This is a genomic window from Lactobacillus sp. B3795, from assembly GCF_026535805.1.
Classification (GTDB): domain Bacteria; phylum Bacillota; class Bacilli; order Lactobacillales; family Lactobacillaceae; genus Apilactobacillus; species Apilactobacillus kunkeei_C.
On sequence record NZ_JAFNPE010000004.1, the window covers coordinates 18,557 to 33,595 of the forward strand.

Below are 15,039 nucleotides of genomic sequence, written 5' to 3' on the forward strand. Positions count from 1 at the left end.
CGATGAGATAAATTTTATCTCATCGCTTTTTTCGTATCTATATTTATTAGTGAATGAATAGACTTAATAGAAGTACCATCAATAATCCAGTTACGGAAATGATTGTTTCTAGCACAGTCCAAATCTTCAATGTTTGTTTTACGTTTAAGTCAAAGTATTCTTTGAACATCCAGAATCCAGCATCGTTAACGTGTGATGCGGCAAGTGATCCGGCACCAATTGCTAGTGCCATTAATACGGGACTTACGCTCATTGAGTGCATTAATGGAGTTACTAGTCCAGCAGCAGTCATACCTGCAACAGTAGCTGAACCTAATGAAACACGTAGGATAACAGCGATTAACCAAGCCAAAATGATTGGTGATAGGTTGGCGTGGCCCATTACGTTTTGAACAGCTTTACCAACACCACCATCAATTAATACTTGCTTGAATGCTGATCCACCACCGATAACCATTAGTAGCATTGCGATTGACTTAATGGCTTCAGTAACAGTGTTTGTGATGTCTTCCATCTTCTTACCGCGGTGGAAGCCCATTGCCCAGATAGCAAATAGTAAAGTAACAATCATGGCGATAACTGGGTTACCAAACATAGCAACAACAGCACCAATACCATGTGGATTTTCAACGGCTTTACCACCGTTAAATACCATGTCGTAAACAGTTGAAATAGCCATTAGGATAACTGGTAATAATGAAGTAAATGCGGCAATTCCAAAGCTTGGAGTGTCTTTTAAATCATACTTCTTCATCTCACCAAAGGCTGGTAGAGAAGTCTTAACAACGAATGTTTCTGGAGCAACCTTTTTAGCAATCTTTGTGTATAGCGGACCGGCTACGATCACACAAGGAATAGCAACGATAATACCTAATAGAAGTGTTTGACCAATGTTTGCGCCTAAAGCAGTAGCAACTGCAGTTGGAGCAGGTTGTGGTGGTAGGAATCCTTGAGTAGCTGATAATGCAGCTGCCATTGGAATACCTAGGTAAACGAATGGAACTTCAGCTTCAAGTGCAACGGCGAATACGATTGGAGTTAATAGAACCAATCCAACTTCGAAGAATAATGACATACCGATGATAAATGAAGCAACAACAATTGCGAATTGAAGTTTCTTTTTACCGAATAGATCGATTAGTGTTCTGGCAATTCTGTAAGAACCACCGGCATCAGCAACTAAACGACCAATCATTGCTCCAAATCCAAAAACGATAACTAGTTCCCCCAAAGAACTTCCGATACCGTTTTTAATGGAAACAGCAATGTGTGCTGGGTTCATCCCTAAACCTAACGCAACAATAACAGATGTAACAATTAATGAAATAAATGTATTTAATTTACATTTAATGATTAGGAACAAAAGCAATAATATCCCTAATACCAATACAACAAATGGCATATTTTAATACCCCTTCTTTTATTAAAAATATTTTTTATGTTTCATGAATGTAAGCGCTTTACTTTTCCGTAGAAATAATATAACATACTTCTTGGAAAATGAAAACGATTTCATTACACTTTTTAAAACATAGTCCCTAATAAATATGTTATATTACTTTAGGCGTTTTAAAACTTAAGATTTATTTAAGTTTAAATGAAAATCGCTTGTTTTCTAACCATGGTAACTTTACTTGTGGTAAATTGTTAATTATAGAAATAATATATAAGGATAAGGAGGACACGCTTTGAACGCTGTTGCTTTATTAATTGGACTAGGTCCAGTTCTAGGTTGGGGTCTATACCCTACAATTGCTTCATTATTTGGAGGCAAACCTACTAACCAAATTTATGGTTCCACTCTAGGAACACTTATTTTCGCTGCTATTTTTCTTTTAATCTCAGGTAAGTCAATTCCGACTGGTATGGATTTTGCACTAGCATTACTATCAGGTGCTGGTTGGGCTTTCGGACAAATCATGTCATTTAAAGCTTTTGAATTAGTTGGATCATCAAGAGTAATGCCTATCACCACTGCGTTACAATTAATTGTAACTGCTCTATGGGGTGTATTCGCATTAGGTAACTGGCACTCAGAATCACACCGTATCATTGGTTTCATTGCTTTACTAGTAATCATCATTGGTGCTACTATGACTGCTTGGCAAGAAAACAAAGATACTAAGGGATCTGCTGACTTAAAGAAAGCAATTGGTCTATTAGTAATCGGTGTTATTGGTTACTGGGGTTACTCAGCTGCACCACAAGCATCAAGTCACTTAGACGGTATGCATGCGTTCTTCCCACAAGCTCTTGGAATGTTCTTAGTTGCTGTTGTATACTGCTTGTTCCACGTTAAGAACAACAATGTATTTGCTACTAAGTCTTCTTATCTACAAATCATTTCAGGTTTCTTCTTCGGATTTGCAGCTTTAACTTACCTAATCTCTGCAGAACCTAAAATGAATGGTCTAGCTACTGGTTTCGTGCTATCACAAACTTCTGTTGTATTAGCTACCCTAACTAGTATCTACTTCCTACACCAAAACAAGACTAAAAAAGAAATGGTTGTTACAATAATCGGTTTAGTTATCATTATTCTAGCAGCTGCAGTTACAGCATTCTTAAACTAATAAAAACCAAAACAAAAATCCCGCTTGGAATATCCAAGCGGGATTTTTTTATTGTAGTACGTATCCGAATCCACGAACCGTTTTAATTTCAACGTCGTTTCCGGGTAAGTCTTTGAGCTTATCTCTAACGTGACTAACGTGCATATCAACGATTCGAGATGATATAAATGCATCCCCATCGTCTCGATCTTCACGCCAGACACCGTTAAAGATTTGTTCTCTACTTAATACCTGGTCATGATGTCTGATTAAGTAATAGAAGATGTTAAATTCCTTCGGTGTGAAGTTTAAAACCTCACCCTGATACTTTACCTGGAAATGCTTCAAACTAATCTCAAAGTCCTTAAAATGCTCTTTGCGCTTAGCCTTGTCGGTATCCTCTAACATCTCATCGTAAATTTTGACACGTTTTAATGTTCTTAATATGATTCTTTGGGCGTCAACGTAATCACTGAAGTAATCGTTGACCCCTAATTCAAAACAATCTCTTTCTTTTTGATCATCATAGTGATCATCAAAAGTAACAATAGGGCCTGAGAATGTCTTAGTAACTTGTTCAATCAGCCTTTTGACGTGATTAAAGTCATCAAAGATTGATAAATCGATAATGACCGCAAAGACGTTATCCTTCTTAGCCATGATTTCGATATCTTCATCATCACTAACGCTGTTAACAAAATATTCATCTTGCAACGCCAATTGACTTACATCAGCGGCTAATCTTAATTGTTTTGTTACTAGCAACAGACTTTGCATCCCATCTAAACCTCCCTATTTTGGATTGTTTTTTAGTTCTTTGGCAATCAATTCTGGTTCAATCTTACCAGGGTTCAATTCGACAATCTTACCAGTAGCATTATATACAATCCATTCTGATAAGTTAACGATATGATCTCCAATACGTTCTAGGTAACGAACTACCATTAGGTAGATAGTTGCTAATTCAATTTTATCACTATTCTTTTCCATTTCAGCAACGATTAGGTTTTTAGCTAAAACAAACTTCTTATCGATTAAGATATCTTCTTGAGCGACTAGTTTAGCAGCTTCTTGATCAGAATGAACGTAAGCATCTAATGATGATTCTAGCATTCCCCTAATCTTTAAGGCCATTTGGTTAATGGCTTCGTTAACTTCTGGAATACGACTTTCTGTGTTAATACGAAGAGTTTCTCTGGCGATTGATGATGCGTGATCCCCAATTCGTTCCAAATCAGAACTAGCCTTTAATAAAGTGATGATTGAACGGAAGTTAGAAGCAACTGGTTGTCTTAAAGCAATTAAGTTTAGTGCTTCTTTTTCTAAGTCCACTTCTTCGTCATTAACCTTGCTATCGCGATTAACAATTTCGGTAGCTAGTTTTTGGTCGTTTTCAGTGAAGGCCTTGATTGATTGGTAAATTTGATCAGAAACATTAATTCCCATCTTCATGTAGGTCTTTTGTAGTACTTTTAGTTTGTCGTTAAATGTTTGACTCATAATCAGCTCTCCTATCCGAATTCTCCATTTAAGTAGTCACTAGTTTGTTGCTTGTCAGGATTTAAGAACATCTTAGAAGTCTTGTTGTATTCGATTAAATCCCCGTTTAGCATGAATGCCGTCTTATCAGCAATTCTTGATGCTTGTTGCATGTTGTGAGTAACAATGATGATTGTAAAATCTTTCTTTAATTCTAACAGAGTATCCTCAATCTTGGCACTTGAGATTGGGTCTAGCGCACTGGTAGGTTCATCCATCAAAATAATCTTAGGTTTTACCGCCAACACTCTGGCGATACAAATTCTTTGTTGTTGACCACCTGAGAATGATAATGCGTTCTTGTTTAAGTCATCCTTTACTTCGTCCCAAACAGCAGCTTGCTTTAGACTCTTTTCAACTACTTCGTCTAATACCTTTTTGTCCTTAACACCGGCAATTCTTAGGCCATATGCCACGTTGTCGTAGACGGAGAAAGGAAATGGGTTTGGTTGTTGGAATACCATTCCGATTTCTTTTCTTAATTCGGTCATGTCAGTAGTTGGTGCATAGATGTCTTGATCACCAATTTTAAAACTACCAGTAACTGTTGTGTTGTTTCTTAAGTCATTCATACGGTTTAAACATCTTAGAAATGTTGACTTACCACAACCGGATGGCCCGATTAAAGCAGTAATTTCGTTTTGTTCAAACTCGATGTCAAAGCCATGTAAAGCTTCCTTTTCACCGTAGTATAAATGAACGTTTTCTGTTTTTAAAATAGAAGTCATGTAATTCACCTACCCGAAGTTTCCTGAAATGTAGTCTTCTGTTGCTTGCATCTTTGGTCTGGTAAAGATGTGAGAAGTCTTGTTGAACTCAATTAAGTGGCCTTGGTGGAAGAATGCTGTGTAATCACTCATTCTAGAAGCCTGTTGCATGTTATGAGTAACAATGATGATTGTGTATTTTTCCTTCAAACGGTTTAGTGTATCTTCAATCTTTGAAGTTGAGATTGGATCAAGCGCTGATGCTGGTTCATCAAGTAGTAACACATCTGGTTTCATAGCAATCGCACGTGCGATACATAAACGTTGAGCTTGTCCACCAGATAGTGATAGTGCGCTTTCGTCTAGTTTGTCCTTTACTTCATCCCATAAAGCAGCTTCTCTTAGACTGGTTTCAACACGTTGGTCTAGTTCCTTTTTGTCCTTGATACCATGCTTTTTAAGTGCAAAAGTGATGTTTTCACGAATGGACTTAGCAAATGGGTTTGGACGTTGGAATACCATTCCGATGTGCTTTCTTAATTCGTAAACGTTAATCTTATCGTCGTTGATGTTAACGTCTCGGTACATAATATCGCCGTCGACAGTCGCCACGTTGTCATTCATTCTGTTGATGGAACGTAAGAAAGTGGACTTACCTGATCCTGAAGCACCAATCATGGCAGTTACTTTAAAACGAGGAAATGATAGTGATACGTCAAAAATTGATTGGTGTTCACCATAAGAAACGTTTACATGGTGAGCTTCAATTGCGTTTTCGACTGCGAAGTCACGTACATATTGTTGATTTAAATTGTAGTTTTTCATGTTAAACCTTCCTTACTTACTAGAAGTCATTTTCTTGTACAAACGGTTTCCAATCCAGTGCGCGAAAATGTTAAATAGTAGAATTACAATAATTAATACGGCTGATGATCCACTTGAAATGGCGTTAGCATCAGGAGTGATTCCTTCTGAGTTAACCTTCCAAATATGAACGGCTAGTGTTTCGGCCGGACGTAGTGGGTTTAAGAAACTAGTGTCTGAGAAGATGTTCCAGTTAGTGTAATCCACGAATGGAGCACTTTGACCGGCTGTGTAAATCAATGCAGCAGCTTCACCGAATACTCTACCGGCACTTAGGATAATCCCTGTGATGATTCCAGGAACTGCGGCTGGTAGGATGATACCAGTGATGGTCTTCCATTGTGATAGACCTAATGATAATCCAGCTTCTCTTTGTAGTGATGAAACTGATTCTAGTGATGTTTCAATGTTTCTTGTTAATAGCGGTAAGTTGAAGAATGTAAGTGCAATCGCACCTGATAAGATTGAGAATCCCATTCTCATTTGAACAACGAATAATAGGTAACAGAATAGTCCCACAACAACTGATGGAAGAGAACTTAATACTTCGATGGTTGTCTTAATGATTTCAGTAAACCAGTTTTTAGGAGCGTATTCAGCTAAGTAAATTCCGGCACCTAAGGCAATTGGAAATGAAATGATTAATGTAAGAACTAATAGGTAAATTGAGTTAAATAGTTGATCTCTAATTCCCCCACCAGCTAAGAATGATTGAGCTGGGCTGGTTAAGAAGTGCCATGAGATGTGAGGCACACCGGTTACTAAAATGTAACCAATTAAGGCTGCTAGAATTGCAACGACTAGAATTACTAGACCGTAAATCACACCGGTCGCAATTTTATTAACTACTTTTGGATTCATAATTAGAACTTACCTCTCTTTCCAATTAACTTAACCAAGATGTTGAAGAATAGTGACATTAGAAGTAGAACCAAGGCTAATGACCATAGGGCATTGTTGCCTAGAGTTCCCATGACAGTGTTACCAATTCCGGTAGTTAATTGACTGGTTAATGTTGATGATGGTGTAATCAAGTTCTTAGGCATCAAGATGGCGTTACCAATTACCATTTGTACGGCTAAGGCTTCACCGAATGCTCTGGCCATTCCGAAGATGATGGCTGTTAAGATACCTGGAGTTGCTGATCTTAAAATAACTTTGTAGATTGTTTGCCAACGAGTGGCACCTAAGGCAAGTGATGCTTCAGATAAATGCTTTGGTACGGCGTTTAGACTATCAACAGTTAGTGATGTGATGGTTGGTAACACCATTACGAACAATACTAATGTTGCTGATAAAATCCCAAAACCAGTTCCACCGAATAAAGTTCTTACGATTGGAACGATAATAGTTAATCCAATAAAACCGTAAACAACTGAAGGAATTCCAACTAGTAATTCGATAACAGTTTGTAGGAATCCACGACTCTTCTTAGGGCCGATAACGGTCATGTAAATACCAGCGGCAATCGCAAATGGTGTGGCAAGTAAGGCAGATAGGAAAGTAACACTGAATGATGTCACAATCATAGGTAGTGCCCCTACTTCTGGTTTACCATCTTTTCCGATGGTTGAAGGTGACCAATCTTTTTTACTGATAAAGTCCCACAAGTTAACGTGGTTGTCAGTAAAGGTAGAAATCCCTTTTGAGATGATGAAGTATAAAATCAAAGCCACCAAGACAACAATTGCTGAAATACTGATAAAACTTAAAGTACGACCAAATTTTTCTTGGCGTGTTTCCTTGGATGGCATTAATATTTTCTTATTAATTTCCATGAGTCTTCCTCCAATTAATTGATTACTTTGTTGTTAGCATCCCTTTTCACTTTCATATCGCTGATACTAATGTAACCTAATTTCTTTACTAAACCCTTTTGTACTTCTTCTGAATTCATATATGCCAAGAACTTCTTAGTGTTATCACTAACCTTCTTAGCTGTGTACATGTGTTCATATGACCAGATCTTCCAAGCGTTGGTTTCAACGTTTTTATCAATTGGTTTTACGTTATCAATTGATAGTGATTGGATGGTCTTGTCGACAAACGAGAATGATAGGTAACTGATTGCTCCAGGAGTGGTAGCAATGATTCTTCTAACTGTTCCGTTTGAGTCCTGTTCCTGTGCCTTCACGGAGCTGTGGCCGTCCATCACATTTGCTTCAAATGTATTTCTGGTACCACTACCCTTAACACGGTTAATAACTTCGATTGGTAGGTTCTTACCACCAACTTGTTTCCAGTTGGTAATTTTTCCTTCGAAAATCTTTTGTAAATTTTTCATGCTGATATTTTTTATTCCAACACCCTTGTTAACAACGGGTGTGATTCCGACTACCGCCACTTGATGATCGACGATGTCTTTGGCTTTAATTCCCTTTTGGTTTTCAGCAAACACGTCTGAGTTCCCAATTGTAACGGCTTTTGCTTGTAATTGACTCAAACCGGTACCAGAACCCCCACCTTGAACTGTAATTGAAAGTCCTTTGTGGTCCTTTTGGTAATCGTTTGCTGCTTCTTCTACTAACGGTTGTAAAGCAGTTGATCCAACCGCTGTAATTTTATCGTTTGACGCAGAGCTTACTCCACACGCAGTTAGTACTGTTCCAGCGAATAAGACTGCCGATGTCATCATCGCTAATTTCTTAATTTTTATCATAATACAATCATCCTTTTTTAATTTACAAATATAAGTATACCGATTTAATGTAAATCTAATTTAGATTTTTTGTAAATTTTATGTAAATTTTAGAAATTGGTACAAAAAAAGAGACCAGTTTGATTAAACTGATCCCTTGTAATTAGTTTATTTTACGATTTTGTTGTTACTGTCTTTGGTTACTTTCATGTCTGAAATGCTGATGTAACCTAGCTTGTTAACTAAAGTCTTTTGAACTTTACCAGATTCAACGTACTTGATGAACTTAGAAGCGTTCTTGTCAGCCTTCTTTGGTGTGTACATGTGTTCATATGACCAAATCTTCCAAGCGTTGGTTTCAACATTCTTGTCTGTTGGGGCAACATTGTCAATTGATAGTGGTTGAAGACTACTGTCAATGAATGAGAATGCTAGGTAACTAATTGCTCCAGGGGTAGTTGAAATAATCTTCTTTACTGCACCGTTAGAATCTTGTTCTTGGGTTTGGATAGCTGAAGCACCCTTCAAAACGTTACTTTCGAAAGTAGCTCTAGTTCCACTTCCCTTTACACGGTTGATAACATCAATCTTTTGGTTCTTACCACCAAGTTCTTTCCAGTTGGTAATCTTACCAGTGAAAATCTTCTTTAGGTTTTCTAGTGAAATGTTCTTAACACCAACACCCTTGTTAACAACTGGTGCCATCCCAACTACGGCAACCTTGTTATCTGTTAACTTGCTAGCGTCAATTCCACTTTGGTTTTCGGCAAACACATCTGAGTTACCGATTGAAACACTCTTGGATTGAACTTGGCTTAATCCTGTTCCAGATCCGCCACCTTGAACAGAAATGTTAACACCTGAATTATCCTTTTGGTAATCCTTTGCAGCTTGTTCGACTAATGGTTGTAAAGCAGTTGAACCGACAACTGATACATCCCCGCTAGCTTGTGAACCGCTTGTGCTACCACAGGCAGCTAATAATGAACCTGAAACTAAAACAACTGAAGCAATTGATAGAACCTTATTCATTTTAATCATATCAATATCTCCTAACCAATATTTTATGTTACAAGCTTAGTATATCGACGGTTTGTAAATTTAAAGTTATTTTAATGTAAAAGTTATGTAAATATAAAAAAAGTACTCACTTTTAAAAATGTGAGTACTTTTTTATGACCCCACTCGGAATCGAACCGAGATCAGCCGCTTAGGAGGCGGTCGCCCTATCCAGTTGTGCTATGGAGTCATTAAACGACAATTAATATTGTCGCATTTTAGTAAATTATTGTAAAGTTCTTTAACCCTGCTTGTTGTTGTTTTTACGCCATTTGTTACGCATTCCCTTGTTCTTGGTATGCTTGTTTTTCTTAACGCGTTTTTTAGGTGCTGGGTTAGAAACCACTTGTTTTTTAACCTTCTTAACACGAGGCTTGCTTGACTCTTCCTTAGAAGATTTATCGTTCTTAGCTGGTTTTTCAACCACTTCAACCACTTTTTCAGCGGTCTTTGGAACCGACTTTACAATCTTATTCTTATAGAAGTAACTTGGTTGGAAGTCAAAATCATAATCGGATAATAGGTTCTTCAAGTCCCTTAAATCATGGTCGTCACCAAAGTTAATTACCATTCCGTCTTCACCCATACGACCGGTTCTACCAACACGGTGAACGTAGTCGATGGCTTCATCAGGTAAATCGTAGTTAACAACGGCCGGTAGTTTGGCAATATCCAAACCACGAGCAGCAACATCAGTGGTTAATAACAATTTGATACGACCTAATCTAAAATCATCCATTGCCTTTTGACGCTTGGTTTGATTTTGATCAGATGTTAGTTTGGCCACACCTTGATAGTGATTATGAACGAAGAAACTGTAGGTCTTGTTCAAATCAACGGTTTGGTTGAAGAATACCAATGCTTTAAAACCAGCAACGTGTTGCAAACGTGCCAACATCTTGTTTCTATTCTTACGTAAGACATTCATCATGCCGTGTTCGACGTGACCTTGGGTCTTGTCTTCAGCACGGACGTCAACCTTTTTGATGTCACGGTTACCAAACCAACCTGATAATTGATCTAGAATTGGTGTCGCTGTAGCTGAGAAGAATTCCAATTGAACATCTGACATCATGGAAGAAACAATGTCTCTAACCGTGGTCAAAGTTTCACCTTGTAATAGGTCGTCAGCTTCATCAATTATAATAGTAGAAAAAAGATGTGTTTTTAACTTTTTGTCATCAATTAAGTTCTTGATTCTACCTGCAGTACCAACGATTACTTCAGGATGCTTCTTCAAGCGTTCCATTTGACGTTTGATGTTGGCACCACCAGTTAAAGCCAACACTTTCATTCCACGCAAATTAGCCCAGTTTCTAGCTACCTTTGCGGTTTGAATTGCTAGCTCTTGAGATGGTTCGATGATTAATAATTGTGAACCACCTTCAGGTTCTAGAATTTCGATGCTTGGAATTAAAAATGCGACTGTCTTTCCTGATCCGGTTGGTGATAGTCCTAGGACGCTATCGTGGTTCTTGATAATTGGATAGACACGCTCTTGAATCAGCGTCTGTTTGTCATATCCAAGCTTGTTAAAATACTTTTGAAATTGTTCTAACATTCTGGGTTCCCCTACTCAAATTCGAATTAATATATCTTCTATTTTAGCAAATATCTTCATTAATATCGATGTTTATTAACGGTCTTGATTCTTCAATAGATACTGTTGCCAACCCTTCTTATTACCGTTAAAGGCAATCTGGTTAACGTAGACGTTTGAACCATCAATACTAATCTTTCGATTATTCTTCACTTCGATAAAATTGGCGCGTTTATTATTTACGTTTCCGCTGAAGAACTGCACGTCATGTTCGATTTTCTTGTCTAATCGATTGAAGACACTCGTGCTACTTCTAACAACCACATTGGTGTCATAGTATTTATGCACCATGTAAATGAATTCAGAAAGTCGATGAACCTGATCATCTGATAAAGGTGAAGTCACCTCTACCATTGGAGGTAATGTTCCGTAGTCATCGCCAACTTCTCGTGTAAAGTTCTTCAATTGATCCTTAATCGCGGTTTGCGTACTAAAAACATGGTAAGACCCAACCTGCAAACCAGAGCCCTGGCTGCGTTGGAAATTATCACTAAAGTCATCATCTGTATATGTAGCACCCTGACTGGCACGAATGTAGACAAACTTTTGGCCGGTATTGGCTAGGGTCACGAAATCGATATAACCGTTTGATTGGCTGATCATGATTCCCTTAACTTGATATTTATTAATCATATTATTTTCATAACTTTGGTATGCAACATAACCGAAGATTGAACCTAATAAAACAATTAAAATTGCAATTAACCATGCATACTTTTTGAAAAACTGGCCGTTATTTTTAGAAGGCTTTGGTTTTTGATGATACAAAGACATTCTGGTATCCATTCACTCACCTCTTTTATACAATTAACCTTATTATAATCATAATGACTGCAAATTACTATAAAACACGTTAAAACACTTGAATCGACCATTTGTTTTCAATATAATGAAAGCGGTAACTAAATAAATTAGTGATGACTTTTTATGCGGATTTTATTATAATAGTTAACATTATTAAAAAATAAATTAAGTCTCTCTTTTTAGATCGAAAGGAAGTTATGTTATGAACTACATCATTGGTGTTGATATTGGAACAACCAGTGTAAAAACTGTTTTGTACGATACCGATGGAGAAGTTAAGGGATACTCAAACGATGGTTATCCTTTATACCAAGATACTCCAGATATGGCCGAAGAAGATCCAGAAGAAATCTTCTCTGCCATGCTTGCAGGTCTAACTGAAGTTTTACGTAAGGCTGACCTAAAGAATGGTACATTGAAGGGTATCTCATTCTCATGTGCTATGCACAGTTTGATTTTACTTGATGAAAACCACAAACCATTAACTCGTGCTATTACATGGGCTGATAACCGTGCCGTTAACTACGCTGACCAACTAAAGGAAAGCGGTAAGGCTAAGGAATTATACGAAAAGACTGGTACTCCAGTTCACCCTATGACTCCTCTAACCAAGTTAATGTGGTTGAAGAATGAAAGAAAAGATGTATACGACAAGGCTGCCTACTTCGTAGGTATCAAGGAATACATCCTATACAAACTATTTGGTGAATTAAAAGAAGATTACTCAATTGCCAATGCTACTGGTATGTTCAACATCTTCAAGATGGATTGGGACGAAGAAGCACTTGAATTAACTGGTGTATCACGTGACCAACTTCCTGAATTAGTTGACACTACATACCAATTCAAGGGACTAAACAAAGCTTACGCTAACGTAATTGGTATCGATGAAGATACTCCATTCGTTATCGGTTCTTCAGATGGTCCATTAGCTAACCTTGGTGTTAATGCTATTAAGTCAGGTGTTCTAGCTGTTACAATTGGTACTTCTGGTGCCGTTCGTGTCGTTACTGACAAACCTGTTATTGATCCTAAGGGTCGTGTTTTCTGTTACTACTTATCAAAAGACAAATGGGTTGTCGGGGGACCTGTTAACAACGGTGGTATCGTCTTCCGTTGGGTAAGAGATCAACTATGTGCACCTGAAAAGGTTACTGCCGAACAAATGCACATGGATTCATACGACCTATTAACCGAAATTGCTTCACAAATTCCAGCCGGTTCTGATGGATTACTATTCCACCCATTCTTAGGTGGTGAACGTGCTCCTATCTGGGACGCTAACGCTCGTGGTTCATTCTTTGGTTTAACTCGTATCCACACTCGTGCTCATATGATTAGATCAGCTCTAGAAGGAATCGTATTTAACCTATACACTGTTAGTCTTGCCCTAGAAGAAGTTATTGGTAAGCCAACAAGTATCCAAGCTACTGGTGGTTTTGCTCGTTCAGAACTATGGCGTCAAATGTTAGCTGACATCTTCGAACAAGATGTTACTATTCCAGAAAGTTTTGAAGGTACTGCTTTAGGTGCTGCTACATTAGGTATGTACTCATTAGGTATCATTGATGACCTAGAAAAGGTTAAGGACTTCGTTGGAGTAACTAACGCCCACAAGCCAAATCCTGACAACTACAAAGTTTACCGTGAATTAGCTCCTATCTACATTCGTTTGAGTCGTCAACTTCAAACTGAATACAAGAACATTGCTGAATTCCAACGTAAACACGATGTTGAAAGCGAAGACAAATAATAACTAATATTATTTACGAAAAAGGTTGGGTGTCTATTTAGACCCCTTCCTTTTTTATATTAAAAATTATCTAGGAGGATATTCGTCATGCATGAAAACGAATTAAAACGTGGAATCGGCATGATGGCTGCTCTTTCAACAGTTATGGGAACTGTTATCGGTGCCGGTGTGTTCTTTAAGACCGCCAGTGTTGTTAACAGTACTCATTCATTTACCCTAACCGTTTTAGCATGGATTGTTGGTGGATTACTAACTATCTGTGCCGGTTTGACTGTATCTGAATTAGCAGCTGCCATTCCTAAGACTGGTGGAGCCATCAAGTATCTTGATTATACTTATGGTCCGCTTACTGGTTTTTCAATGGGTTGGGCCCAAATTTTGGTCTACTACCCTGCCAACATTGCCGCTGAAGCAATTATTTTCTCAACACAATTAATTAACCTATTCCATTTAAACCCAAACATCTTAAACCCAATGGCAATCATTGTGGCATTGAGTGTGTTATTCATTAACTTATTGGGATCAAAGATTAGTGGAAACGTTCAAACAGTTGCCCTTATTTGTAAGCTAATTCCAATTATTCTAATTGCTATTTTTGGTCTATTTATTCCTGGTGCTGTTCACGTTTCATTCTTACCAATTAGTCCAAGTGATCACGCTAATGTCTGGACTGCTTTTGGTTCAGGTTTACTAGCAACTATGTTTGCTTACGATGGTTGGATTGGTGTTTGTGACGTTGCCGGTGAAATTAAGAACCCTAAGAAGAACTTACCAAAGGCTATCATTATCGGTCTAAGTTTGATTATGGTTATCTACACATTGGTAAACGTTGCCTTCCTAAAGACACTTCCAATTGACCACATCGCTGGTAACCAAAACACCGCTTCAGAAACTGCTATCAAGCTATTCGGTGAATTCGGTGGTAAGTTAGTTACTATCGGTATTCTAGTTTCTGTTTACGGTTCATTAAACGGTTACACCCTATCAGGTATGAGAATTCCTTATGCCATGGGTCAAAGCAAGTCACTTCCATTTAGTGATTGGTTCGCTAAACTTTCAAAGAAGACTCGCGTCCCTTACACTTCTGGAATCTTCCAATTTGTAATCGCAATTCTAATGATTTTTGCTGGTAGTTTTGACCTATTAACTGACATGTTAGTGTTCGTTATGTGGATCTTTAACTGTCTACTATTCGTTGCCGTATTCAAGCTTCGTCGTAAGGAACCAGAAATGATTCGTCCATACAAGGTGCCATGGTATCCAATCGTACCTATCATCGCCTTGGTTGGTGGTATCTTCATCCTTGCCGAAACATTGATTACTCAAACTGGTTTGGCATTAGTCGGATTACTATTAACATTAATCGGTATCCCGGTTTACTACCTACAACAAAGACATTTGAGAAACAGTAAATAATAAAAAAGCATTCGATTAAGTTCGAATGAACTGAACCCCTTGAGTTGGAGAAATCTAACTTAAGGGGTTCTTTTATGTTTTCTAAAGAATTAAAATTAGCTGCCATT

The 15,039-nt window shown here is 37.8% G+C and carries 14 protein-coding genes and 1 tRNA gene; 3 read left to right on the forward strand and 12 right to left on the reverse strand.

Annotated elements, in window-relative coordinates:
* Positions 1-46: 46 nt before the first annotated feature.
* Entirely contained in the window at positions 47-1,402 is a 1,356-nt protein-coding gene (locus J3U50_RS01760) for a gluconate:H+ symporter (RefSeq protein ID WP_034534841.1), read from the reverse strand.
* 286 nt (positions 1,403-1,688) lie between these two features.
* Here J3U50_RS01760 and J3U50_RS01765 point away from each other — a divergent pair, with 286 nt between their 5' ends.
* Positions 1,689-2,573 carry a ribose/proton symporter RbsU gene (locus tag J3U50_RS01765; protein ID WP_054608301.1) on the forward strand — a complete coding sequence of 295 codons (885 nt, stop codon included), beginning with the start codon at positions 1,689-1,691 and terminating at the stop codon, positions 2,571-2,573.
* 48 nt (positions 2,574-2,621) lie between these two features.
* Here J3U50_RS01765 and J3U50_RS01770 read toward each other — a convergent pair whose 3' ends face one another.
* From J3U50_RS01770 to J3U50_RS01820, 11 genes are all read right to left on the reverse strand, one after another.
* Positions 2,622-3,329, reverse strand: coding sequence for a response regulator transcription factor (locus J3U50_RS01770; RefSeq protein ID WP_054608302.1), 708 nt, complete (start codon positions 3,327-3,329; stop codon positions 2,622-2,624).
* 15 nt (positions 3,330-3,344) lie between these two features.
* Positions 3,345-4,052: a phosphate signaling complex protein PhoU gene (gene phoU / locus J3U50_RS01775; RefSeq protein WP_053791912.1), complete on the reverse strand. Its 708-nt coding sequence runs from the start codon at positions 4,050-4,052 to the stop codon at positions 3,345-3,347.
* 11 nt (positions 4,053-4,063) lie between these two features.
* Positions 4,064-4,819, reverse strand: coding sequence for a phosphate ABC transporter ATP-binding protein PstB (gene pstB / locus J3U50_RS01780; protein ID WP_034534864.1), 756 nt, complete (start codon positions 4,817-4,819; stop codon positions 4,064-4,066).
* Positions 4,820-4,828: 9 nt separating this feature from the next.
* On the reverse strand, positions 4,829-5,623 hold the full coding sequence (gene pstB / locus J3U50_RS01785; RefSeq protein ID WP_301945447.1) for a phosphate ABC transporter ATP-binding protein PstB: 795 nt from the start codon (positions 5,621-5,623) through the stop codon (positions 4,829-4,831).
* Positions 5,624-5,635: 12 nt separating this feature from the next.
* A complete protein-coding gene (pstA, locus tag J3U50_RS01790; RefSeq protein ID WP_041152894.1) occupies positions 5,636-6,523 on the reverse strand; it encodes a phosphate ABC transporter permease PstA in 888 nt (295 codons plus the stop codon).
* Positions 6,524-6,525: 2 nt separating this feature from the next.
* Complete coding sequence (pstC, locus tag J3U50_RS01795; RefSeq protein ID WP_053792859.1) at positions 6,526-7,440, reverse strand: phosphate ABC transporter permease subunit PstC; 915 nt, start codon at positions 7,438-7,440, stop codon at positions 6,526-6,528.
* A gap of 14 nt (positions 7,441-7,454) precedes the next feature.
* The gene (locus J3U50_RS01800) at positions 7,455-8,312 is read right to left on the reverse strand and encodes a phosphate ABC transporter substrate-binding protein PstS family protein (RefSeq protein ID WP_368042532.1); all 858 of its coding nucleotides are present in this window, start codon (positions 8,310-8,312) and stop codon (positions 7,455-7,457) included.
* 156 nt (positions 8,313-8,468) lie between these two features.
* A complete protein-coding gene (locus J3U50_RS01805; protein WP_301945454.1) occupies positions 8,469-9,332 on the reverse strand; it encodes a phosphate ABC transporter substrate-binding protein PstS family protein in 864 nt (287 codons plus the stop codon).
* Between the two features lie 144 nt (positions 9,333-9,476).
* A tRNA-Arg gene (locus tag J3U50_RS01810) sits at positions 9,477-9,549 on the reverse strand.
* Positions 9,550-9,600: 51 nt separating this feature from the next.
* Complete coding sequence (locus tag J3U50_RS01815) at positions 9,601-10,920, reverse strand: DEAD/DEAH box helicase (RefSeq protein WP_301945449.1); 1,320 nt, start codon at positions 10,918-10,920, stop codon at positions 9,601-9,603.
* Positions 10,921-10,995: 75 nt separating this feature from the next.
* Positions 10,996-11,745 (reverse strand): GH25 family lysozyme, encoded by a 750-nt coding sequence (locus tag J3U50_RS01820; RefSeq protein WP_301945450.1) that lies wholly within the window; start codon positions 11,743-11,745, stop codon positions 10,996-10,998.
* A 220-nt stretch (positions 11,746-11,965) separates the two neighbouring features.
* Between J3U50_RS01820 and gntK the strand changes: the two genes are divergently transcribed.
* Together gntK and J3U50_RS01830 are read left to right on the forward strand one after the other, a co-directional pair.
* Positions 11,966-13,516, forward strand: coding sequence for a gluconokinase (gene gntK / locus J3U50_RS01825; protein WP_301945451.1), 1,551 nt, complete (start codon positions 11,966-11,968; stop codon positions 13,514-13,516).
* An 87-nt stretch (positions 13,517-13,603) separates the two neighbouring features.
* Complete coding sequence (locus J3U50_RS01830; RefSeq protein WP_301945452.1) at positions 13,604-14,932, forward strand: APC family permease; 1,329 nt, start codon at positions 13,604-13,606, stop codon at positions 14,930-14,932.
* The last annotated feature ends 107 nt before the right edge of the window (positions 14,933-15,039 follow it).

Coding starts and splice junctions, on each gene's coding strand:
- pstB (WP_034534864.1), bottom strand. CDS start 4,819: ATGACTTCTATTTTAAAAACAGAAAACGTTCATTTATACTACGGTGAA.
- J3U50_RS01820 (WP_301945450.1), bottom strand. CDS start 11,745: ATGGATACCAGAATGTCTTTGTATCATCAAAAACCAAAGCCTTCTAAA.
- J3U50_RS01770 (WP_054608302.1), bottom strand. CDS start 3,329: ATGCAAAGTCTGTTGCTAGTAACAAAACAATTAAGATTAGCCGCTGAT.
- J3U50_RS01830 (WP_301945452.1), top strand. CDS start 13,604: ATGCATGAAAACGAATTAAAACGTGGAATCGGCATGATGGCTGCTCTT.
- J3U50_RS01805 (WP_301945454.1), bottom strand. CDS start 9,332: ATGAATAAGGTTCTATCAATTGCTTCAGTTGTTTTAGTTTCAGGTTCA.
- pstA (WP_041152894.1), bottom strand. CDS start 6,523: ATGAATCCAAAAGTAGTTAATAAAATTGCGACCGGTGTGATTTACGGT.
- phoU (WP_053791912.1), bottom strand. CDS start 4,052: ATGAGTCAAACATTTAACGACAAACTAAAAGTACTACAAAAGACCTAC.
- pstC (WP_053792859.1), bottom strand. CDS start 7,440: ATGGAAATTAATAAGAAAATATTAATGCCATCCAAGGAAACACGCCAA.
- gntK (WP_301945451.1), top strand. CDS start 11,966: ATGAACTACATCATTGGTGTTGATATTGGAACAACCAGTGTAAAAACT.
- J3U50_RS01815 (WP_301945449.1), bottom strand. CDS start 10,920: ATGTTAGAACAATTTCAAAAGTATTTTAACAAGCTTGGATATGACAAA.
- pstB (WP_301945447.1), bottom strand. CDS start 5,623: ATGAAAAACTACAATTTAAATCAACAATATGTACGTGACTTCGCAGTC.
- J3U50_RS01760 (WP_034534841.1), bottom strand. CDS start 1,402: ATGCCATTTGTTGTATTGGTATTAGGGATATTATTGCTTTTGTTCCTA.